A 19271-nucleotide genomic window follows, 5' to 3' on the forward strand; every position below is an offset into this window, starting at 1 on the left:
GGCCGATGGCGACGCGCTGGCGCTGGCCGCCGGAGAGCTGGCCCGGACGGCGCTGCAGGAAGGGCTCGATCTCCAGCATGCGGGCGGCGTCCGTGATGCGCGCTTCGATCTCGGCTTTCGCCACTTTGGTGTTCTCGAGACCGAAGGCGAGGTTTTCCTTGACACTCATATGCGGATAGAGCGCATAGGACTGGAAGACCATGGCCAGGCCGCGATCGGCGGCGCTGATAGCGGTGACATCCTTGCCGTCGATGGCGATGCTGCCGCGGGTGGGCTTATCGAGGCCGGCGATGAGGCGCAGCAGCGTCGATTTCCCGCAACCGGAAGGGCCGACGAAAGCGACGAACTCGCCGTCATTGACATGCAGCGAGACATCGCGAATGACCTCGACGGCGCCGAAATTCTTGACGATGTTCCTGAGCTCGAGCCCGCTCATGCACTCTCCTGTTCAAATTATAGCTGGCCTATTTGAGCCCCGAGCCGGCGATGCCCGTGGTGATGAAGCGCTGCAGGAAGACGAAGATCAGCACGACCGGGATCATCGAGACGACGGTCATCGCGAGTATGTAGTGCCATTGCACATTGAGTTCGCCGGCATAGACGTTGAGGCCGACCTGCAGCGTATAGAGTTCCTTGCGCGAGAGCACGATCAGCGGCCAGAGGAAGTCGTTCCAGCGCCAGACGACCGAGAAGATCGCCAGCACCGCCAGTGCCGGCGCCGACAGCGGCAGGATGATGCGCCAGTAGATCTGCCATTCGCTGGCCTTGTCCATGCGCGCGGCGTCGAGCAATTCGTCGGGGATCGTCAGCATGTATTGCCTGAGCAGGAAGACGCCCGTCGGGGTGGCGACCGTCGGCAGGATGACGCCCCAGAGGCTGTCGAAGAGGTTCAGCGTGCCGATGACGGAATAGAGCGGCACGACGATGACCGAAAGCGGCACCATCAGTGTTGCCAGGATCATCAGCATGACGGCGGTGCGGCCGGGGAACTGGTATTTCGACAGCGCGAAAGCGGCCATGGAATTGACGAGCAGCGTGATGGCCGTCGCGACGACGGTGACGAAGACGGAGTTGCGCAGGAACAGGAAGAAATCGAAGCGCTGGAAAGGTTCGGTGTAGTTGCCGCCGGCAAATTCGACCTGGCGCACCGGCGTGCGGTCCTTGATATTCGCCTTGACGATTTCGCCCGGCTGTTTCGGATCGACCATCTGGCCGATGATGCCGATGCGGCGCACTTCGGCGAGCACACGGGTGCTGCCATCCGGCATTGCGACATTATAGAGCGGCAACGGCTTGTCGTAGCCCGGCACCACTGCCTGTTCGGTGACATAGGGCAGGAAGGACGGCGGAAACTCGGCAAGGGCGGCCGGCGTCTTGAACGATGAGAAGACCAGCCAGACGGCCGGGCCGAACATCAGGATCACGCCTGAGATCAGCCAGATCCAGGTGACGACATCCGTCCAGTGCCAGCCTCGGCCGCGGCGGCGGAGCAGGAAGGCAGAGACAGCGCTCATTGGCGTGCTCCCTTCTTCTCGTTGCGGCTACTGACGCCGAGCTGGACCAGCGTCAGGATGACGAGCACGAAACCCATCAGGATCGAGGCAGCGGAAGCCAGCCCCGGATTGCGCAGCGAACTCGCAAAGCCGGTCTCATAGATATACTGGGTGATGTACATGGTGCTGGTGCCCGGCCCGCCGCCGGTCAAAACGAAGACCTCGTCGAAGATCTGCACGGCGCGGATCAGCGCCAAGACCAGCACGACGATGAGGTTCGGCATTAGAAGCGGCAGGGTGATCCGCCGGAAAATGCGGGTTGGACGGGCGCTGTCCATCGCCGCCGCCTCGTAGAGATCCCGCGGGATCGCCTGCAGGCCGGCGAGCAGGATCAGCGCATAAAAGCCCATATGCGCCCAGACCGAGACGAAGACGGCGAAGAAGAAGGCCCAGAAACGATCGCTGAGCCAGGAAAACGGCTCGAAGCCGAAGGGGCTCAGCGCATAGTTCAAAAGGCCCTCGCGCTGCAGGATCCATTTCCAGATCAGGCCGACGACGACGGGCGACAGCAGCACCGGAAAGAAGAAGACGGCGCGCCAGAAGCCGCGATTGGAAAGCTCACGGTTGAGGATCAGCGCCGTTGCGAGCGCTGCGACCAGCATCACAGTCACCTGGAAGACGACGAAGACGGCGGTGTTGCGCACGGCCGCCCAGAAGGTGTCGGCAGCGCAAGTCGAAGGGTCGAGATAGCTGCCGCAATCGAAGAGGATACGGTACTGGTCGGCGCCGACATAGGTCCTGTTCTGCAGGAAGATGGCGCTGCCGCTCGTCGTCGAATAGATGAAGTTGATGACCAGCGGCAGCAGCACGAAGACGGTGAAGATCAGCATGTTGGGCGCCAGGAAGACGCCCGCCATGCCGTTCAGCCCGGTCAGCTTCTGCCAGCCGCGCATGGGAATATCGACGAGCCCCATGGCAAGCCGGACAGGCGCCAAGAGCGCCTGCCGCAGACCGGTTTTGACAGGTGGTTCAGAAGAAACCGTCTTCGCCGTCATCTGTTCTTCCGTCAGTTGCCGGCAACCTTGGCCTTGATGTCCTCGTCGATGCGGGCATAGGCGTCGTCGAGCTTCATTTCGCCGGCGATCACCTGGCTGATGCGGGCGACGATGGCGCTGTAATAGGCGTCCGACCACTTCCAGCCCGGCAGCTTCATGGCCGGTGCCGCCGTCTGGCCGGCCGCTTCGACGAAGGCCTTCAGCGCCGCCTGCACATGCGGATTGTCGGTCTTGAAGTCCATCTGGCCGGCGGCAACGCCCTTATGCGCCGGAATGAACAGGCTGCGTTCGGCAAATTCCTTCTGCACGTCGGCACCTGCCAGGTAGTCCATCACCTTGGCGACGTCCTTCGGGTTCTTGGTGTATTTGACGGCAACCAGACCGGCGCCGCCCTGCATGCCGGAGCATGCGACCGAACCGCAGGGGCTGCCCGCCATCACCCAGTCGAAATTGTCGCCAATCTTCTGGGCAAAACCCGAAACCTGCCAGCTGCCCGAATAAAGATAGGCAAGGCCGCCATTGATGAAGTCCTCGGCGGCGGAGCGGTAGGTGGTGCCGGCAGCACTGACCCAGACATCCTTGTTGATGGTGCCGTCCTCATTCCACTTGACGAAGCGGCTGAGGAAGTCCTTGGCGCCCTGATCGATCGGCGCCGGCTTGCCGTCGGCGGCGATATAGTTGGCGCCGTAGGAGATGTTCGGGCCGGAGACGCGATGGCCGGAGCGGTCGATCGCCATGGCGAAGACCTTCTGGCTGTCGGCGACCTTCTTGGCGGCCGCCGCCCAGTCGTCCCAGGTGGCTTTCGGGCCGGGGATCTCGACGCCGGCCTGCTCGAACAGCGTCTTGTTGACGAAGCCGCCGGTCAGCGTCAGCTGCGTCATGAAGCCGGTGATGGCATTCGAGCCGTCCGGACGCATCCAGTCGGCCTGGGCGCCGAAATTGTCGTCCCAGTATTTCGCATCGGCAAGGAGTGGGCGAAGATCAAGCCAGTGCTGCGCCGGCGCCTTCAGATTAGTGACACGGGCGATATCCGGCCCCTGCCCGGCTTCGAGCTGCACCGGCAGCTGTTCCTTGACGACGTCGTAGGAGACCTCGTCGAGGATGACGTTGACGTCGGGATTGGCCTTGGAGAAGCGCGAGAGCAGGTCCTTGATCACCTCGCCTTCGCCGCCGTCAGAATACCACATGATGCGCACGTCACCGGCATGGGCGGCAACGGAACTCAAGAGAACCGCAGCAAAAGCCGCGCCGATCGATTTCATTCTGGTCATTTTCTCCTCCTCTTGACCGATCAATTCCTGCGTCCGGCCGGTCCTCCACCTGCCGGACACGTCGTCTACGAGGCCGCGCGCCGAGGCTGCCTGCCCGGTATCTTCAGATGTACCGCGTCTCCCCGCACCGACCAGTCCGTCGGGCGAAGAATACGGCCTTCGGCGCGCACGGTGCCGTCTTCTTCGAAGACGACCCGGCCATAATCCGGATCGACGACGATCAAGGCGCCCTCGTCGTCGCGGCGGGCCGAAAGCGTGGCGAAACGCGCCTGCATGCCGTCAAGGCTACCCTCGCGCCCGACATCGGAGAGACGGACGATCCAGCGGCCCTTGCGGCCAGCCAGCCGCAGCTCGATATCCGTCGTCGGACCTTGCTTCACCGGCTCAAGCGCGCCGTTGCCGATCAGCATCGCAATCCCGTTGCCTGAGCGGGCGAGCGCCAGATTGCCGTCGACCACCGTGTCGTCGAAGGCCTCGAGCGGGAACCAGGCATGGGTGAAATCCGGCTGGCCCTCGTGGATCTCGAAATCGAGGATCGCCAGATCGCGATACTGATGCACGCGCGGCAGCGTTCCGCAGCCGCCCCAGAAGCTCGGCCGGCCGTAGCCGAACTGGATGGTTTCGCCGGGATGATTGATCCAGATCTGCGCTTCCGGCCCGTCGCCCAAGCGCAGATGCAGCACCGTCTCCTGGTAGCCCCAGGCGCCGGGACGATAATGGGCGATGGTGCCAAGCGCGGTGTCGCGGGTCTTATAGTGGTAGAGCGCGGCGAAACGGTTCTCGCCCTGGGAAAAGGTCCATTCCTGTGCGTCGTCGGACTGGTGCGCCGCAATCGCCGCAAGCGCTTCTGGAAAACGCAGGCCATGATCGCGAATGCAGACGGCAAGCTGCGGCAAAGCGTGGACACGCCGGCCGTACCAGCCGCGGCCCCAGAGCAGCCGGGCGATGGCGGAGAGTTCGACCGAGCGGCCGGGGCGCAGCGTATGTTCGTAAGAACGGCCCTGGCTGCCGGTCAGCATGCCGTGATGGGCCGAACGAGCGACGATCTCCATCAGGCGGACGATGCTGGCACTCGCCCGGTTGCGGATCGTCTCATCCGGGGCGCAAGCGGCCAGCGCCGTCAGGCCCTTGAGGTCGATCGGGAAATAGGGAACGGAATTCCACTCGGCCATTTCCCAGCGCTCGAAATGGTCAAGCCAGGCGCGGACACGCTGTTCGCCGACCTGCATCTGCTCAGCACCGGTGCGGCCGGAACGGACGAAGACGGCATCGGGGAAAAGCCTACCGCCGAGATAGGCGGCGGTATGGAAGAGAAGCGCGTGGTTTTCCGAAAAATACCACTGAACGTCGTTGCCCGGTTCGTCCATCCAATAGCGATAATTGAGGACGGCGTGCTCGATCCTGTCGCGCAGCTCCGGTGACAGCAGATCGCTCCAGCGCGTATAGGCAAAGAGCAGCGGCACCAGCACGAAATCGGCGCAGTCGTGGCAATCCTCGATGACCGGCAGCATGGCCGAGATCATCGCCTCGGTTTCCTCGCCGCCCTGCCCCAGCGCCAGACGCGCGAAAGCGCAGACCGTGTCCGGCTCGGAATGGGTGGCGACCTCTGCCAGCGCCTCGGCGACTCGGTCCTCCAGAGCGGCGGGCGCTTCCCCCTGGCGTTGGGGATGACAGATCTCGACGCCGAGCGTCCGGCCGAGCGAAAGCGCGCCTGTTTTGAAGGTGATCCGGAAATGGCGGAAATCGGCGGGCATATCCGCCGAGGTTCCGAGTTCCAGTTTGGTTGCTCCCGCTTCCAGCTCGAAATCATAGTCGAAGCGCTCGATCGACATGAAGTCGCCTTCGATCTCGACATGGCAGCTCAGCGCCACCGGCAGCGGCACGGGGAAGAGGATCGTCACATCTTCGCCGAGATAGGCGGTGCGGTCGAAGCGCATGCCCTCGAGGATGACCTCCAGCGCATCCGCGTCGCCGGCGGCGATGGGAACGGGCACGGCGGCTTCAACTTCCGGTCCTTCGACATAATCCAGCTGGAAATAGAAACGCGCGTCGCGCTCGGCGAGATCGTCGAAATAGACGAGGATCTCGTTGAGGCCGGCCGCCAGTTCGATCTCGAAGAGCTGCTGGGCTTCAAGATTGCGCTGATAAGGCGCCATGAAGCCCTGCTCGCGGCCATTGACGAAGAGGATCGCACCGCCGCAGGTCGACAGGCGAAGCGTCGCGGGTCCCACTGAGCGGGCATCGAGGAAGGTGCGCGCCCAGCAGCCGATGCGCGTCGGGCGAAACCAGAAGCCGGAGAGATCGACACGCGGGGAGGCAAAGGGAAGCCACCAGCGGACAGCGTCGAACTCGGCAGCCGGCTGCGGCCGCTGGCCGGAGAAGGACTTTTTGAATTCGGTGCGGCAGGGATATTCATGCGGGATGAAATTCTTCGTCTTGGTGACGAAGAAAAACGGATCCATGCTGCCGTCCATCGGACGGTCGGCGACGTCATAGCGCTCCTGCCACAGGTTGGCGAGCTGCCAGTAGACGATCGGGCTGTCCTTCGCCGTTGCGCGGCGGAGATGGGATTGCTGCTCAGTGGTCATATTTCAGCCCGCTCAAGCCTTGGAACGCCGGGTAAAACGCCGACGCATGGACTGGCCGTCTAGCCGCATTTCAAAGCCTCCCTGCCCTGCCGCTTGTCGCGGACTCCTCAGGCAACAATTGTGCATAGGCATTCCATTTGCGCAATCTGAAAGATTTTTGCATAGTAGTCGGGAGCGAGGAGATGGCATGGCGGTGGAAGAGAAAAAAGGCAGGCGAACGCGCCTCGACGACATTGCCGCCAGATGCGGTGTCTCGATCAGCACGGTGTCGCGTGCGCTGGCCGGCGAAAAGGGCGTGAGGCCGGAGATTCGCAAGCTGGTGCTGGAAACGGCAAGTGCGGTCAGCTACGCCCTGCCGGCGAGCGTTGCCGGCAAGAAGGTCATGCTCGTCGCCTCCGGCGCGGCGATGATCGACTATGTCCGCAATCAGTTCACGCTCTATGTGCTCGAAGGATTGAATGCGCGCGCAGCCGCTCTCGGCATCGAACTGGCGATGCGCCCTATCGCCGACAAGGGGGATGAAGCCCGCGTCGTCGCCGAGATGCGTGACGATCCGAGTTTTGGCGGCATGCTGATCCTGACCGTCGACGAGGAGGAGATGCTGGCGGCGGCCGCCGATCTCGGAAAGCCCGTCGTGCTCGTCAACAGCGACGATCCCTATATGCGGCTTTCGAGTGTTACGCCCTGTAACCGCTCGGCCGCCTTCATCGCCGCCGAGCGGCTGATCAAGGCGGGACATCAACGTATCCTGTTCATGCTGAGGCCGGGGCGGCGGACGATCGAGCGGCGCCTGGAGGGCTGGCGCGACGCCCTGCAGCATCATGGGCTGACGGCCGATGCCGATCTGGTGCTCGAGGTCGACGACTGGCTGCCGGAACTCGGCGCCGAGGCGGTCACCCGTCTTGTCCGCGAGAAAGGCCTCACCTTCACCGCCATCCTGACGGCGGGCGACAGTCTGGCCAATGGCGCGGTGCGCGGATTGCAGGCGATGGGTTATACCGTCCCGCAGGACATCTCGGTGATGGGCATAGACGACCTGCCGCAGTCGGCCTTTCTCAATCCGCCGCTGTCGACGGTGCATATTCCGATGCGCGAACTCGGCGCCACCGCGCTCGATCTGCTGCGCGACATGATGCTCGGCCTTGCTGCCCCACGACGGCGGGTCGAGCTTGCCTGCCATCTCGTCGAAAGGGGTAGCGTCGCAGCGGTCAATCGCGTCCATGTCGCAACAGTGGATCGCTGAACCCCACCACATTCGAGGATATCAAGCTTCGATAAAGCTCGCTTCGAACAGTTCTCGCGCATAGGCATCATGCGTGGTGCCGGCCTGCAGATCCGCTTTGGTGAGTTCGTCGACGAAACAACCGTTCTTCATGATCAGCACCCGGTCGCACATATGGCCGATGACCGCGAGGTCGTGACTGACAAGCAGATAGGTCAGGCCCTTTTCCTCTCGCTGATCGGCAAGCAGGTTGAGGATCTCCGCCTGGACCGAGACATCGAGCGCCGATGTCGGCTCGTCGAGCAACAGGATGGGCGGCGACAGGATCAGGGCCCGGGCGATTGCCACCCTCTGCCGCTGGCCGCCGGAAAGCTCATGCGGAAAACGGTTTGCGAAGCTCGCCGGCAAACCCACCTGGATCAACGCCCTCTCGACCTTCGACCAGATATCGGAATGGCGCATGGCGCGCAGCGGCTCGGCCAAGGCGGTGCCGATACGATGGCGCGGATGCAGGGAGCCGTATGGGTCCTGAAACACCATCTGAGCGAATTTCAGCTCCTCGCGGGAGCGCTTCTTGCCGATCGGTTTGCCGCCAAGCTCGATGTGACCGGTCCAACCGGCCTCCATGCCGGCGAGACACCGCAGCACCGTCGATTTGCCGCATCCGGATTCACCGACAATGCCCAGGGTCTCCCCCTGGTTGACCTGAAAACTGATGCCCCTGACGACATGGTTGCTTGATTTGCCGGAGGCAAAGACGACATCGAGGTCACGCACATTGATCATTGCGCCGTCTCCAGATCGAGTTTCGTCCTGTCGAGGACCGCAAGCCGGCGAACCGGATTCCTGGGGTCGGGCAGCGCAGCGATCAGCCCGCGGGTATAGGGATGGCGGGCGTCTTCGAGACGAGTCAGGGTCTCGACGATCCGGCCGGCATACATGACGATGATGCGCTCGCAAAAAGCTGCCACCATGCGAATGTCGTGGCTGATCAACAGCAGTCCGGAATTGTTCTCGCGCACCAGCTCATCGAGCAGCAGCAGCACGTCCTTGCGGACGCTGACATCAAGCGCCGAGGTCGGCTCGTCGGCGATGACAAGCTTCGGCCGCGCCAGCAGCATCATGGCGATCATCACGCGCTGGCCCATGCCGCCCGATATCTGGTGGGGATAAAGCGCCATGACCCGCTCCGGATCGCTGATGCGCACGCGCTCCAGCATGGCGCGGGCAGCCTCATGCGCCTGTTTCTTGTGAAGACCGAGGTGAAGGCGGGCGGCTTCGGCGATCTGTTTACCGATCGAAAGCACCGGGTTCAGCGAATAGCGCGGATCCTGCATGATCAAGGCGATGTCCTTGCCGCGCAGCGCGCCCATCTGACGTTCGGTCTTCGACAGCAACGAACTGCCGGCGAGATCCAGGCGTTCGGCCGAGACCACCGCGGCCGGCGGTAGAAGACGCATGATGGCGCGACCGGTCGTCGATTTGCCGGAACCGGATTCTCCGACGATCCCGACGCGTTCGCGCCCGACGTCGAAACTGACGTTGGAGACGGCAGGCACGGCGCCTCGGCCGAAACGGACGCTCAATCCTTCGACGGAAAGAACGGGCTGCAGATCACGATCTTGCATGGCGGGGATCCAGAATGTCGCGCAGAGCATCTCCGGCGATGTTGAAGGCAAGGCTGGTGAGGAGGATGGCGATACCCGGCATCACGGCAACCCACCAATAATCCAGCATGAACTTGCGGCCGCTGGAGATCATCGCGCCCCATTCCGGCGCCGGCGGCTGGGCGCCAAGGCCGAGGAAGCCAAGTGACGCTGCCGTCAGAATGATACCCGCCATGTTGAGCGTCAGGCGAACGATGACCGACGGGACGCACATCGGCGCGATATAGAGGAGAAGAATGCGGATCGGCGAGGCGCCATAAAGACGGGCGGCGACCACATAGTCGGCGTTTCTGACGACAAGCGCCTCGGCGCGCGCGAGCCGGGCAATCGGCGGCCATGCGGTCAGCGAGATCGCGATGATTGCCGTGGTCAAGCCGGCGCCGAGTGCCGCAGCAAAAGCCAGAGCCAGGATCAGCGACGGGAAAGACAGAACGATATCGGTGGCGCGCATCAGCAGCGCATCGATGCGTCCGCCGAAGAAGCCGGCGACAACGCCGATCAACAGGCCGATCGGGCCGACGATCAAGGAGATCGAAAGCACGGTCTGGATGGTGATGCGCGTGCCGAAGATGAGGCGGCTCAGGATATCCCGGCCGAATTCGTCCGTGCCTGCCAGATGCGCGAGGCTCGGCGGCTGCAAGGCATCGCCAAGCGCCTGTATCGCCGGATCGTAGGGCGCCAGGAGCGGCGCGAAGATCGCGATCAGGCAAAGCAGGCCGAGGATGACGAACCCTCCAAGACCAAGCGGCTCGGCCGCCAATTTGCGGCCGGCGCGCGCAAACGACGCCGCGACACGGGTCGACACGCTTGGAGGGCGGATCTGAATCTCGCTGCGGATGACGTCGCTCATCGGGCCGCCTCCCGCATACGCGGATCAAAGACGGCGTAAGCGACGTCGGCCAGGAAGTTCAACAACATGAAAATGAATCCCACAATGATGGTGCCGGCGACGATGGCGTTCATGTCGCCGATCATCAGCGCGTTCGTCATGTACTGGCCAATGCCCGGCCAGGAGAAAACGATCTCGGTCACGACAGCGCCCTCGAGCAGACCGCCATAGGAAATGGCCAGGATGGTGATCAGCTGCACCGCAATGTTCGGCAGGACGTGGTGCCAGATCGTGCCGAGCGGGCTCACACCCTTGGCTCGGGCCGCAATGACATAATCCTGGCTCAACTGCTCCAGGGTGAAGCTGCGGGTCATGCGCGTGATGTAGGCCATCGCCGCATAGGCGAGGATGACGGCCGGCAGAATGATATGGCCGAGCGCATTCCAGAAGATTTCGGTCTCGCCCTGCAACAGGCTGTCGACCAACAGCAGCCCGGTGCGCGGTGTGACGAGGCCTTCGTAAAACACATCGATCCTGCCCGGCCCGCCGACCCAGTTGAGGCCCGCATAGAAGATGACGAGCCCGACGATGCCGAACCAGAAAACTGGGATCGAATGACCGACGAGCGCGACGACCCGGGCCGTCTTGTCGATGAAGCTGTCGCGAAACAGCGCCGCGACAAGCCCGAGCGGGACACCGACGAAGGTCGAAATGATCACCGCCAGCGTCGCAAGTTCGAACGTCGCGGGAAAGGCCTGGGCAAGATCCGAAGAGACGGGATTGCCGGTGAGGACGGCCGTGCCGAAATCACCATGCGCCAGGCCGTTCAGATAGAGGAAAAACTGCTGGTAGATCGGCAGATCGAGCCCCAGGCGTGCCCGCATCGCCGCATAGGCGGCGGGATCGGCGAGCTCGCCGACAATCGCGCCGACCGGATCGGTGGGCAAGACGCGGCCGATCACGAAGGTCACACATAAGAGGATGAACAGGCTGACCAGCAAATGCGCCAGGCGTCGGCCAAATTCGGCTACGGAGAGTTCCTTCATGATCGGCTGTCCTGGGAAGTATTACTGGGTTTCGACCTTCGTCACGTTCTCGAGACGCGTTAACTGAGACGGATGCCCCACATATCCCTCGACCTTGCTGGACAGGACGATCGGCTCAAAGCGCTCGAAGAGCGGAAGCACCGCCGGATTCTGTTCGACAAACATCTTCTGCATCTGAACGTAGAGTTCGCCGCGCTTCTTGGCGTCCGGCTCCATCGATGCTTTCGCCGTCAGCGCGGTAAGTTCCGGAATGTCCCAGGCCGAGCGCCAGACGAAATTGCCGGCATTGTTGGCTTCCTTCGAGTTGTCGGGATTGGAGGAAAACTGCTCCATTGAGCCGAGCACGTTCGGCATGTAGGCGCTGGTCTGCGGGATCAGCAGATCAAAATCCCTGGCGCGATGGGCGGCGATGATTTCCGAGCCGTTGCCCTGCTGGATGTCGATCTTGATGCCGACCTGGGCAAGCGATGCCTGGATGGCGGTGGCAAGATCGATCCGCGGCGTTTGCGCGATGGTCTTCAGCGAAAGCGAGAAGCCGTCCTTGAAGCCTGCCTCGCTCAGCAGCTGCTTGGACTTTTCGACGTCGAGATGCCAATCGGGGTTCGGGATGGCATATTCGAAATTCTCCGGAACGGGAACGTTTCTGGCCCGGCCGTAAGGACCCATGATGGTCTTTTCGATGCCCTTATAGTCGATGCCGTAGGCAATGGCTTCGCGAACCTTCGGGTTGGAGAGGTATTTGTTGCCGGCATTCATCGACAGAACGTAGAAACCGCCCGTCGGAATGCGCTGGATGGCAAAGCCCTTCTTGCTCTGGAACGTCGCGAGATCCGAGGCGGTCAGGGCGCTGGCAATATCGATATCGCCCCGTTCGAGCATCAGCCGCTCGACCTGGCTTTCAGGCACATGCCGGACGATGACGCGACGCATCTTCGGCGCCCCGGCCATATAGTCCTTGTTGGCATCGAGGATCACCAGTTCGTTCGGAGACCAGCGATTGAGGGTGAACGGACCGGAGCCGGCCGAATGGGTTCGCATCCAGGCGTTTCCGTAGTCATTATCAACGGCGTGGCTCTCGACTTCGACGCTGTCGACCACGCTGGTGGTGGTCGTCGTCAGCCGGTAGAGCAGAAGCTCCGCCGTCACCTGGTCGGAGAGATCGATCCGCACCGTCTGGTCGTCGACGGCCTTGACGAGCTTTTCGACATTGTCCTTGTCGTAACCGACGCGCTTGAGGTTGGCGGCGGCGGCCTGATCCATCTTCAGGAGCCGCGCCAGCGAGTAGACGACATCCTTGGAGGTGACCGGGTTGCCGGAGGCGAAATTGGCCTTGCGCAGCGTAAATGTGATGCCCTTGTCGTCAACCTTCCAGCTTTCCGCCAGTTGCGGAAGGATCTTACCATCAGCTGTGCTGGCGACGAGCCGATCGTAAAGATTCGACATGATCTCGACCGCTTTGCCTTCGGTCGCCTGCTGCGGATCCAGCGACAAAACCTGCGCCAGTGAGGTGCCGACCACCAGCTGGTCCTGTGGGGTGGCAGCCTGCGAGAGCGGTGCAGCGATCGTCAGGGCGCCGATGACGGCGCCGACGAACAAGCCCTTAGAAAAATGCTTCATTGTAAGTCCTCCCTAGACTACTATAAAAGACATATTATGTCGCCCGTATGTCGTATTATGATTTATCGAAGTCTGATATGATTTGCAAGACCCGAGCGGGAGACTTGATGCAAAGGGATTGGGGGAACGGACAATGACAACATTCGGCGGTGGCCGGCAAAGACTGGCGCAACAGGTCATCGATCAGTTGCGGGCGCAAATCGAGACGGGGACGCTGCGTGTCGGCGATCAACTGCCGACCGAGCCGCAGCTTGAAGCGACATTCGGCGTCAGCCGCACCGTGGTGCGCGAGGCGATAGCCGATCTGAGGTCGGCAGGCTTCGTCAAGCCGATCCAGGGCAAAGGCGTTTTTGTCGCGGATCCGAAGGCGCATTCGGTCCTGCCGCTGACGCCGGTGGAAATCAAAAGCATTCCGGAAACCCTTGAGTTGCTGGAGTTTCGTATGGCGGCCGAGGGCGAAGCGGCGGCAATTGCCGCCTATCGCCGCACCGCCGAGCAGGAGGCGGCAATCCGTGAGGCCAACCGCAGAATGGCGCACCTGATTGAAACCGGACAGCAAACCGTGGAAGCGGATTACGCCTTCCACATGGCAATTGCCGCCGCCACGAACAACCGATTCTATGTTGATGTCCTGCGCCATTTCGGCCCCAGAGCCATCCCCCGCGGCCAGTTTCCGACACTCCCCGAGGCCAATGACCGCAGCTATCTTCAGAAGGTTTATGCCGAACATGTCGAAATCCTGTCGGCAATAGCCGATCAGGATCCCGAACGCGCCCGCCAGGCAATGCGCGCACATATGCTGGCCAGCCAACGCCGCTACCGCATGCTCGCCGAGCAGCAATAGGGCTCGACACTCTTCAAAATTCATATTATGTCATATGACATTATGTAATTTCGAAAGAGACTCAAATGTATCTGGGAACACAGGTCGCCGCGCGGGATGACGAAGATTATCGTATCTTCGCGCAACTGGGTGTGAAGCATATCAATGCCGACCCCCCGGGAAAGCCGAGCAGCTGGACGCTGTCCGACCTCGAGCGCCATCGCGACAAGGTCGAAAGCTTCGGCCTGATCCTCGACATGATTCAATTGCCGCTGCCCTCGCAGCCGATCGAGAAGGCTTCCTATCCCGATATCCTGCTTGCCGGCCCCGAGCGCGACAGACAGATCGATGCCGTCTGCAAGTTGATCGAGAATGTTGCGGCGGCCGGCATTCCTTCGGTGAAGTACAATCTCAACCTGATCGGCATTCCCCGCACGCCGGATGAACCGGGACGCGGCGGGTCGCTGAATGCCAGCTTCCGCTGGGACAAGACGGATCAGCAGGCCGAGCCCGGTCTTGCCGGCGTGCTTTCCGAGGACGAAAACTGGGAACGGATCGACTATTTCCTGGAACGCGTCGTTCCTGTCGCTGCAAGCAACCGCGTCCGGCTCGCCTGCCATCCGCACGATCCCTATACGCCGCCGGGCTATCGCGGCGTCACGCGTGTCTTGGGCACGGTGGAAGGCCTGAAGAAGTTCGTGCTGATGCGCGAAAACCCCTATCACGGCCTCAATTTCTGCCAGGGCTCGATCGGCGAGATGCTCGAAAATCCCGGCAAGGAAATCGACGATGTCATCCGCTGGTTCGGCCAGCGCGGCAAGATCTTCAATGTTCACTTCCGCAACATTCGCGGCGGCAAGCTGTCCTTCATGGAGACCTTCCCTGAAGAAGGCGACATGGACATGGTCCGGTCGGCCAGGATCTACAAGGAGGTGGGCTTCAAATACATGCTGATGCCCGACCATGTACCGACCGTCAGCGGCAAGGACCCGACCGCCACCGCATTTGCCTTCTGCTACGGCTATATCGCTGCACTTCTGCAAGTGCTCGACAGCGAGTGACCCGGTTTTCAACACCTAAGAAATAGGACTTCATGATGAACCCGATTGAATTGAAGAAGGCCGTCGGTAGTGGTCTCCTGTCGTTTCCGGTGACCCATTTCGACGATCAACTCAAATTTGACGAAGCCAAGTACCGGCGTCATGTCGAGTGGCTTTCCGGTTATGACGCTGCTGCGCTGTTTGCCGCCGGCGGCACTGGGGAGTTCTTCTCTCTCAATCCGGCCGAGATTCCGCAGGTTGTCCGGGCGGCCAAGGCGTCGGCCGGCAAGACGCCGATCATTTCGGGAACCGGCTATGGTACATCACTCGCCATCGAGATCGCCGTCGCGGCCGAGAAAGCCGGCGCCGACGGACTGCTGCTGTTGCCGCCCTATCTGATGTTTGCCGAACAGGCGGGTCTCATCGCCCATGTCAAGGCAGTCTGCCAATCGGTCGGCATCGGCGTCATCGTCTATAACCGCGACAACGCCATTCTTTCGGCCGACAGCATCGCGCGCCTGGCGGAGGAATGCCCGAACCTGATCGGCTTCAAGGACGGCGTCGGCGATGTCGACAAGGTGATCGAGATTACCACCCTGCTTGGTGACCGTCTCGTCTATGTCGGCGGCATGCCGACCCATGAGGTTTATGCACAGGCCTATTTTGCCGCCGGCGTGACGACCTACTCATCGGCCGTTTTCAACTTCGTGCCCGCCCTCGCCCAGCGCTTTTACGGCGCCTTGCGCACCGGCGATCAGGCAACAGTCGACGAGATCCTGAAGGGCTTCTTCTTCCCCTTCGTCGCCTTGCGCAATCGCAAGAAGGGATACGCCGTCTCGATCATCAAGGCCGGCCTTCGCGTCCTCGGGCAGAACCCCGGCCCCGTGCGCCCGCCTCTGACGGATCTTTCCCAGGAAGAGCTCGCGCTACTGGAAAAGATCGTCCAGGCCAACGGCGTCACACGGATCGCGGCGGAGTAGTAAATCGCGGCAGTAGGCCGCCGGGTTGCCCGGCGGCTGTCCGGTTCGCGGCAACAACGGACAGCGCCGCACTGGAAAACGCCGGAATAGGACTTAGCCATCACGCCGCCTCACCGCCCATGAAGTGGTATCGTGATCGGGGTGCTGGTTGCTGCTCTCCTTGATCGCAGCGGCCCAGTCGGCGCCGTTGTTTTCGGTCGCACCGGTGTTTTCTATGCCCGTGATCGTATCGAACCAGGCCACCATGTTCTCGGTGCAGGTATTGGCCAGCGGCGAGAAGGCGTGCGGATCGTCAAGCGAACCGATCATCAGGTTGGTGCGACCGTTTTCGAGGTGGTGGAAGAACAATGGCGTGCCGCAATTGGCGCAGAAGCCGCGCTCGACAAGCTCCGAACTCTTCCAGATGCTCGGCTTGCCGCGTGTCCAGCTGAGCGCATCGTCGGGTGCGGCGACGAGTGCTGCAAAGATGTTGCCCGAGGCTTTCTGGCACATGCGGCAATGGCAGAGATGCGAATTGTCATGCATAGCGGTTGCGTGGTAGCGCACGGCACCGCACTGGCAGCCGCCGCTCACCTTCATCTCGATGCGCTTCATTTTTTCTCCTCCTTCAAGAGGCGGGTTTGGGCTTAATCTCTTTTAGGTTTTCGTCACTTTCCCGCTGCCAGAAGCTGTCATGCTGCCTTAGTGGTACGTCACGACGGGATTGAACACCCTTTGCAGGAAGGGCCTGAGAGCTCCCTGCATGTCGTTCCTCGGAATGTGATGTCCGCACTCAAAGACGTGAAGCGACTCCAGGACTCCGGCATTGGACAGAGCTTTTGAGAAGAGTTCGGCTTGGGCAACAGGAGCACGGTCGTCATGCTTTCCATGCAGCAACAGCGTCTCAGACCGAACTTCGGGCGCATAATGCAATGCAGAGCGAGCCAGAAACGCCTCTCTCGATAGATCCGCCTCTTTCTCGATAGCCCAGCGCAAACCGTCTGAACTCTCCTGATAAGCGACTTCAAGATCGTAGACGCCGCTGGACAGAATGACTGCTCGCAGATCAGAAACCTGGGTGGCGACCATTGCCGATGCAACGGCGCCACGACTGTTTCCATAGAGAACAATTCGGTCAGGATCGACGAAAGGCTGGCCCTGCAGGAAGGCGAGAGCAGCTATGATCGCTTGCTGGGTTTTGGGACCGCAGAAATCCGGAGGGCCATCCGACGCCCCAAAACCGGGCTGCGAGACTGCCGCCGCAGTGATATTCAAACCAGAACAGAACCGAAGCAACGCGCCGCTGTTGACCGCCTCTATCCCTCCGAGCAGACGGCCACCCTGATTGCCGTGGACAAATAGGATTGCTCCTGCGGGCGTTTCGCTTACGGCTTGAGCTTGAAAAAGCTCGACCGTGGCTCCGTCACCCCGGTCGATGAGATGTCGCGTTACTACCGGCATAACCACCATCAGGTTTTCGCGTGCCGGACAGACAATAGTGCAACTTGTGGCATTGGCAACGTCCGGTGGCGGGGGATATCGTTGAGAAACCAAATGGCTTAGCCGCTCATCCGTCAGTTTCGGACTTTTGAGCAAGCAGGGGCTGGTTATCCGCTCTATTCATTGGGCACCGAGTAGGCAGCAGCAAGTTCTTTGGCCAAGGCTTCAAGGGCTTCCGGGTAAGCTACATCACTCGTGATGCCTCGCGGCTTGTTGGGCAACAGCGGCTCAATTTCGCGGCACTCGAAGTCGGTCAGGTCATATCGGCTCATGCTGAGCGTGAATCACAAATCACCATGCTATGATAGATGCGGAGCGGCCTGCATTGTTGGGTGAGATTGCTCATCCCGCGTTTATCGAAGCCAAAGGCACACATGGAAATCGCGATTATCTTTGAACCGGAGTTTCAGGGCGACGCTCGAAGTGCCGTCTGGATCGTAGAAAGCCCCGAGAATCGGAAGTGGTTCGCAGAGCAAACCGACCTCGACACGGGAAGTGCGATATTTGCGCCCGAGGGCGGTGAGATTGGACGGGCCGCAATCCTCCGTTCCATCTGGAACGTGCAAGAGCATTATCCGAACTGGTCGCAAATCAATGTAAGCGGCGTTTCGCTTACGGATGAACTCTCGACGGTCCTGTGCGATGAAGGGACCCTAAGAGAGAGCAACGAAGGCTTTTCACTCGCGCGAAAATAACCTTGCGCCCCTGACACTCGGTCACCTGCAGGACTCGCACAAACAGACTTAATGAGTTTACGGCCTAGCCAGAGCCATGTGTCTCGCCCGTCCTTCTAACTCGGCTTGCGCGAAGGGGCATCGCGGGAATCTCTCGCCTCCCTCTTCTCCCCTCCGCCAGAAGGCGCCCGTTGGGCGGAAGGGGGCGAAGCTGGTCTTTTCAACAACGCGTCATACGCCTGCGGCGGAATGGCGGGATAGGTTATGAGGAGAGAGCGTGCCGTGCAGCCCCCTCATCCGCCTGCCGGCACGTCCCCCCCGAGGGGAGAAGAGGATATGCCGCACCCTCGCGTTCCCCGCTCGTCGCCGCAAATCGGACAGCCGTAGGGCAAACCGCCCCGGCTACAGCGCCACACCGGTGCCGCGGTCGAAGACGTGCACCTGATCGCTGGTAATACTTGCCTCGAACACGGCGCCGTAACGAGCGGGATATTCGCCATCGACGATGGCGGTCACCTGCTGTCCGGCAAGATCGAAGACCACGTGGGTCTGGGCGCCTGTCGGTTCCACCAGCATCGTCCGGCCGGCGAGCGGCGTGCCGGCGGCAACACCGGGAACGAGATGTTCGGGGCGCAGGCCGATGGTGATGGCCTGGCCGGGCTTGACCTTGCGGTCGGGCGCGATGCGGATCGCCGTGCCGTCACCGAGGCGGGCGGCCGGCTCACCGTTTTCGCCGTCGACCGTGCCGTCCAGCATGTTCATCGCCGGCGATCCGATGAAGGCGGCGACGAAGAGATTGGCCGGTTTCCTGTAGAGTTCGAGCGGCGTGCCCTGCTGCTCCACCCTGCCCTGATTGAGCACGACGATGCGGTCGGCAAGCGTCATTGCTTCGATCTGGTCGTGGGTGACATAGATCGACGTCGTCCTGACCTTCTGGTGCAGCGTCTTGATTTCAGAGCGCATCTGCACGCGCAGCTTGGCATCGAGATTGGACAGCGGTTCGTCGAACAGGAAGACGGCCGGATTGCGCACGACAGCGCGACCCATGGCGACACGCTGGCGCTGGCCGCCGGAAAGCTGGGCCGGCTTGCGGTCGAGGAGCTCGGCGAGATCCAGCATACGGGCAGCCTCTGCCACCCGGAGCTCGATCTGGGGTTTGGCAATGCCGGCGAGCTTCAGATTGAAGCCCATGTTTTCAGCAACGGTCATGTGCGGATAGAGCGCGTAGGATTGGAAGACCATGGCGATGTTGCGTTCGCGCGGCGTCAAGCTGTTGACGACCTTGCCGCCGATCGCGATTTCGCCGTCGGTGATCTCTTCGAGGCCGGCGATCATCCGCAGCAGCGTCGATTTTCCGCAACCGGACGGGCCGACCAGCGCGACGAATTCCCCATCCTCAATATGAAGCGAAATGCCGTGGATGACGTCGACGGCGCCATAGGTCTTGCTGATATCGGTGAGTTCAACGGATGCCATGATTGCACTCC

Annotated in this window: 18 protein-coding genes; 5 read left to right on the forward strand and 13 right to left on the reverse strand. The window is 61.6% G+C overall.

Translation table 11 applies throughout. From position 1 onward, the window contains the following. The 5 genes from MOV76_RS15635 to MOV76_RS15655 all read right to left on the reverse strand — a co-directional run. A partial coding sequence (locus MOV76_RS15635) for an ABC transporter ATP-binding protein (protein WP_247264832.1) occupies nucleotides 1-436 on the reverse strand: 436 nt, incomplete at its 3' end. A gap of 28 nt (nucleotides 437-464) precedes the next feature. Further along, entirely contained in the window at nucleotides 465-1514 is a 1050-nt protein-coding gene (locus MOV76_RS15640) for a carbohydrate ABC transporter permease (protein WP_018241966.1), read from the reverse strand. Then, on the reverse strand, nucleotides 1511-2548 hold the full coding sequence (locus MOV76_RS15645) for a carbohydrate ABC transporter permease (RefSeq protein WP_018241965.1): 1038 nt from the start codon (nucleotides 2546-2548) through the stop codon (nucleotides 1511-1513). The genes MOV76_RS15640 and MOV76_RS15645 overlap by 4 nt, the downstream gene beginning before the upstream one ends. Before the next feature lie 11 nt (nucleotides 2549-2559). Then, a complete protein-coding gene (locus tag MOV76_RS15650; protein WP_018241964.1) occupies nucleotides 2560-3819 on the reverse strand; it encodes an ABC transporter substrate-binding protein in 1260 nt (419 codons plus the stop codon). A gap of 65 nt (nucleotides 3820-3884) precedes the next feature. Further along, nucleotides 3885-6407 carry a hypothetical protein gene (locus MOV76_RS15655; RefSeq protein ID WP_247264833.1) on the reverse strand — a complete coding sequence of 841 codons (2523 nt, stop codon included), beginning with the start codon at nucleotides 6405-6407 and terminating at the stop codon, nucleotides 3885-3887. Nucleotides 6408-6594: 187 nt separating this feature from the next. On the opposite strand from MOV76_RS15655, the gene MOV76_RS15660 reads away from it, so the two are divergent. Then, nucleotides 6595-7650: a LacI family DNA-binding transcriptional regulator gene (locus MOV76_RS15660; RefSeq protein WP_028731955.1), complete on the forward strand. Its 1056-nt coding sequence runs from the start codon at nucleotides 6595-6597 to the stop codon at nucleotides 7648-7650. A gap of 21 nt (nucleotides 7651-7671) precedes the next feature. Here the strand turns inward: MOV76_RS15660 and MOV76_RS15665 are convergent, their stop codons facing one another. From MOV76_RS15665 to MOV76_RS15685, 5 genes are read right to left on the reverse strand one after another with little or no spacing between them, the layout of a single operon-like run. Then, the gene (locus MOV76_RS15665) at nucleotides 7672-8415 is read right to left on the reverse strand and encodes an ABC transporter ATP-binding protein (protein ID WP_018241961.1); all 744 of its coding nucleotides are present in this window, start codon (nucleotides 8413-8415) and stop codon (nucleotides 7672-7674) included. Then, nucleotides 8412-9257 carry an ABC transporter ATP-binding protein gene (locus tag MOV76_RS15670; protein ID WP_018241960.1) on the reverse strand — a complete coding sequence of 282 codons (846 nt, stop codon included), beginning with the start codon at nucleotides 9255-9257 and terminating at the stop codon, nucleotides 8412-8414. Before MOV76_RS15670 ends, MOV76_RS15665 begins: the two co-directional genes overlap by 4 nt. Then, on the reverse strand, nucleotides 9244-10146 hold the full coding sequence (locus MOV76_RS15675) for an ABC transporter permease (RefSeq protein ID WP_018241959.1): 903 nt from the start codon (nucleotides 10144-10146) through the stop codon (nucleotides 9244-9246). The genes MOV76_RS15670 and MOV76_RS15675 overlap by 14 nt, the downstream gene beginning before the upstream one ends. Continuing rightward, nucleotides 10143-11171, reverse strand: coding sequence for an ABC transporter permease (locus MOV76_RS15680; protein WP_018241958.1), 1029 nt, complete (start codon nucleotides 11169-11171; stop codon nucleotides 10143-10145). The genes MOV76_RS15675 and MOV76_RS15680 overlap by 4 nt, the downstream gene beginning before the upstream one ends. Nucleotides 11172-11192: 21 nt before the next feature. After that, entirely contained in the window at nucleotides 11193-12788 is a 1596-nt protein-coding gene (locus MOV76_RS15685) for an ABC transporter substrate-binding protein (protein WP_028731956.1), read from the reverse strand. A gap of 133 nt (nucleotides 12789-12921) precedes the next feature. On the opposite strand from MOV76_RS15685, the gene MOV76_RS15690 reads away from it, so the two are divergent. The 3 genes from MOV76_RS15690 (at nucleotide 12922) to kdgD (ending at nucleotide 15631) form a co-directional block, all read left to right on the forward strand. Further along, nucleotides 12922-13632, forward strand: a complete 711-nt coding sequence (locus tag MOV76_RS15690) for a FadR/GntR family transcriptional regulator (RefSeq protein WP_018241956.1) — start codon at nucleotides 12922-12924, stop codon at nucleotides 13630-13632. Nucleotides 13633-13697: 65 nt separating this feature from the next. Then, on the forward strand, nucleotides 13698-14672 hold the full coding sequence (locus MOV76_RS15695; RefSeq protein WP_247264834.1) for a mannonate dehydratase: 975 nt from the start codon (nucleotides 13698-13700) through the stop codon (nucleotides 14670-14672). A gap of 32 nt (nucleotides 14673-14704) precedes the next feature. Further along, entirely contained in the window at nucleotides 14705-15631 is a 927-nt protein-coding gene (kdgD, locus tag MOV76_RS15700; protein WP_028731957.1) for a 5-dehydro-4-deoxyglucarate dehydratase, read from the forward strand. 93 nt (nucleotides 15632-15724) lie between these two features. Here kdgD and MOV76_RS15705 read toward each other — a convergent pair whose 3' ends face one another. Both MOV76_RS15705 and MOV76_RS15710 read right to left on the reverse strand, forming a co-directional pair. After that, nucleotides 15725-16225 carry a GFA family protein gene (locus MOV76_RS15705; RefSeq protein ID WP_247264835.1) on the reverse strand — a complete coding sequence of 167 codons (501 nt, stop codon included), beginning with the start codon at nucleotides 16223-16225 and terminating at the stop codon, nucleotides 15725-15727. Between the two features lie 87 nt (nucleotides 16226-16312). Then, nucleotides 16313-17080, reverse strand: coding sequence for a S9 family peptidase (locus tag MOV76_RS15710; protein WP_247264836.1), 768 nt, complete (start codon nucleotides 17078-17080; stop codon nucleotides 16313-16315). Between the two features lie 404 nt (nucleotides 17081-17484). Between MOV76_RS15710 and MOV76_RS15715 the strand changes: the two genes are divergently transcribed. Next, entirely contained in the window at nucleotides 17485-17805 is a 321-nt protein-coding gene (locus tag MOV76_RS15715; protein ID WP_247264837.1) for a hypothetical protein, read from the forward strand. 381 nt (nucleotides 17806-18186) lie between these two features. Here the strand turns inward: MOV76_RS15715 and MOV76_RS15720 are convergent, their stop codons facing one another. Further along, complete coding sequence (locus tag MOV76_RS15720) at nucleotides 18187-19260, reverse strand: ABC transporter ATP-binding protein (protein ID WP_131703120.1); 1074 nt, start codon at nucleotides 19258-19260, stop codon at nucleotides 18187-18189. Between the last annotated feature and the right edge of the window lie 11 nt (nucleotides 19261-19271).

This window comes from Rhizobium sp. PRIMUS64 (assembly GCF_023006465.1).
Lineage (GTDB): Bacteria > Pseudomonadota > Alphaproteobacteria > Rhizobiales > Rhizobiaceae > Rhizobium > Rhizobium leguminosarum.

Excerpts from the sequence above, each read along its gene's own strand:
- MOV76_RS15640 (WP_018241966.1), bottom strand. The coding sequence starts at position 1,514 with ATGAGCGCTGTCTCTGCCTTCCTGCTCCGCCGCCGCGGCCGAGGCTGG.
- MOV76_RS15645 (WP_018241965.1), bottom strand. The coding sequence starts at position 2,548 with ATGACGGCGAAGACGGTTTCTTCTGAACCACCTGTCAAAACCGGTCTG.
- MOV76_RS15650 (WP_018241964.1), bottom strand. The coding sequence starts at position 3,819 with ATGACCAGAATGAAATCGATCGGCGCGGCTTTTGCTGCGGTTCTCTTG.
- MOV76_RS15655 (WP_247264833.1), bottom strand. The coding sequence starts at position 6,407 with ATGACCACTGAGCAGCAATCCCATCTCCGCCGCGCAACGGCGAAGGAC.
- MOV76_RS15660 (WP_028731955.1), top strand. The coding sequence starts at position 6,595 with ATGGCGGTGGAAGAGAAAAAAGGCAGGCGAACGCGCCTCGACGACATT.
- MOV76_RS15665 (WP_018241961.1), bottom strand. The coding sequence starts at position 8,415 with ATGATCAATGTGCGTGACCTCGATGTCGTCTTTGCCTCCGGCAAATCA.
- MOV76_RS15670 (WP_018241960.1), bottom strand. The coding sequence starts at position 9,257 with ATGCAAGATCGTGATCTGCAGCCCGTTCTTTCCGTCGAAGGATTGAGC.
- MOV76_RS15675 (WP_018241959.1), bottom strand. The coding sequence starts at position 10,146 with ATGAGCGACGTCATCCGCAGCGAGATTCAGATCCGCCCTCCAAGCGTG.
- MOV76_RS15680 (WP_018241958.1), bottom strand. The coding sequence starts at position 11,171 with ATGAAGGAACTCTCCGTAGCCGAATTTGGCCGACGCCTGGCGCATTTG.
- MOV76_RS15685 (WP_028731956.1), bottom strand. The coding sequence starts at position 12,788 with ATGAAGCATTTTTCTAAGGGCTTGTTCGTCGGCGCCGTCATCGGCGCC.
- MOV76_RS15690 (WP_018241956.1), top strand. The coding sequence starts at position 12,922 with ATGACAACATTCGGCGGTGGCCGGCAAAGACTGGCGCAACAGGTCATC.
- MOV76_RS15695 (WP_247264834.1), top strand. The coding sequence starts at position 13,698 with ATGTATCTGGGAACACAGGTCGCCGCGCGGGATGACGAAGATTATCGT.
- kdgD (WP_028731957.1), top strand. The coding sequence starts at position 14,705 with ATGATGAACCCGATTGAATTGAAGAAGGCCGTCGGTAGTGGTCTCCTG.
- MOV76_RS15705 (WP_247264835.1), bottom strand. The coding sequence starts at position 16,225 with ATGAAGCGCATCGAGATGAAGGTGAGCGGCGGCTGCCAGTGCGGTGCC.
- MOV76_RS15710 (WP_247264836.1), bottom strand. The coding sequence starts at position 17,080 with ATGGTGGTTATGCCGGTAGTAACGCGACATCTCATCGACCGGGGTGAC.
- MOV76_RS15715 (WP_247264837.1), top strand. The coding sequence starts at position 17,485 with ATGGAAATCGCGATTATCTTTGAACCGGAGTTTCAGGGCGACGCTCGA.
- MOV76_RS15720 (WP_131703120.1), bottom strand. The coding sequence starts at position 19,260 with ATGGCATCCGTTGAACTCACCGATATCAGCAAGACCTATGGCGCCGTC.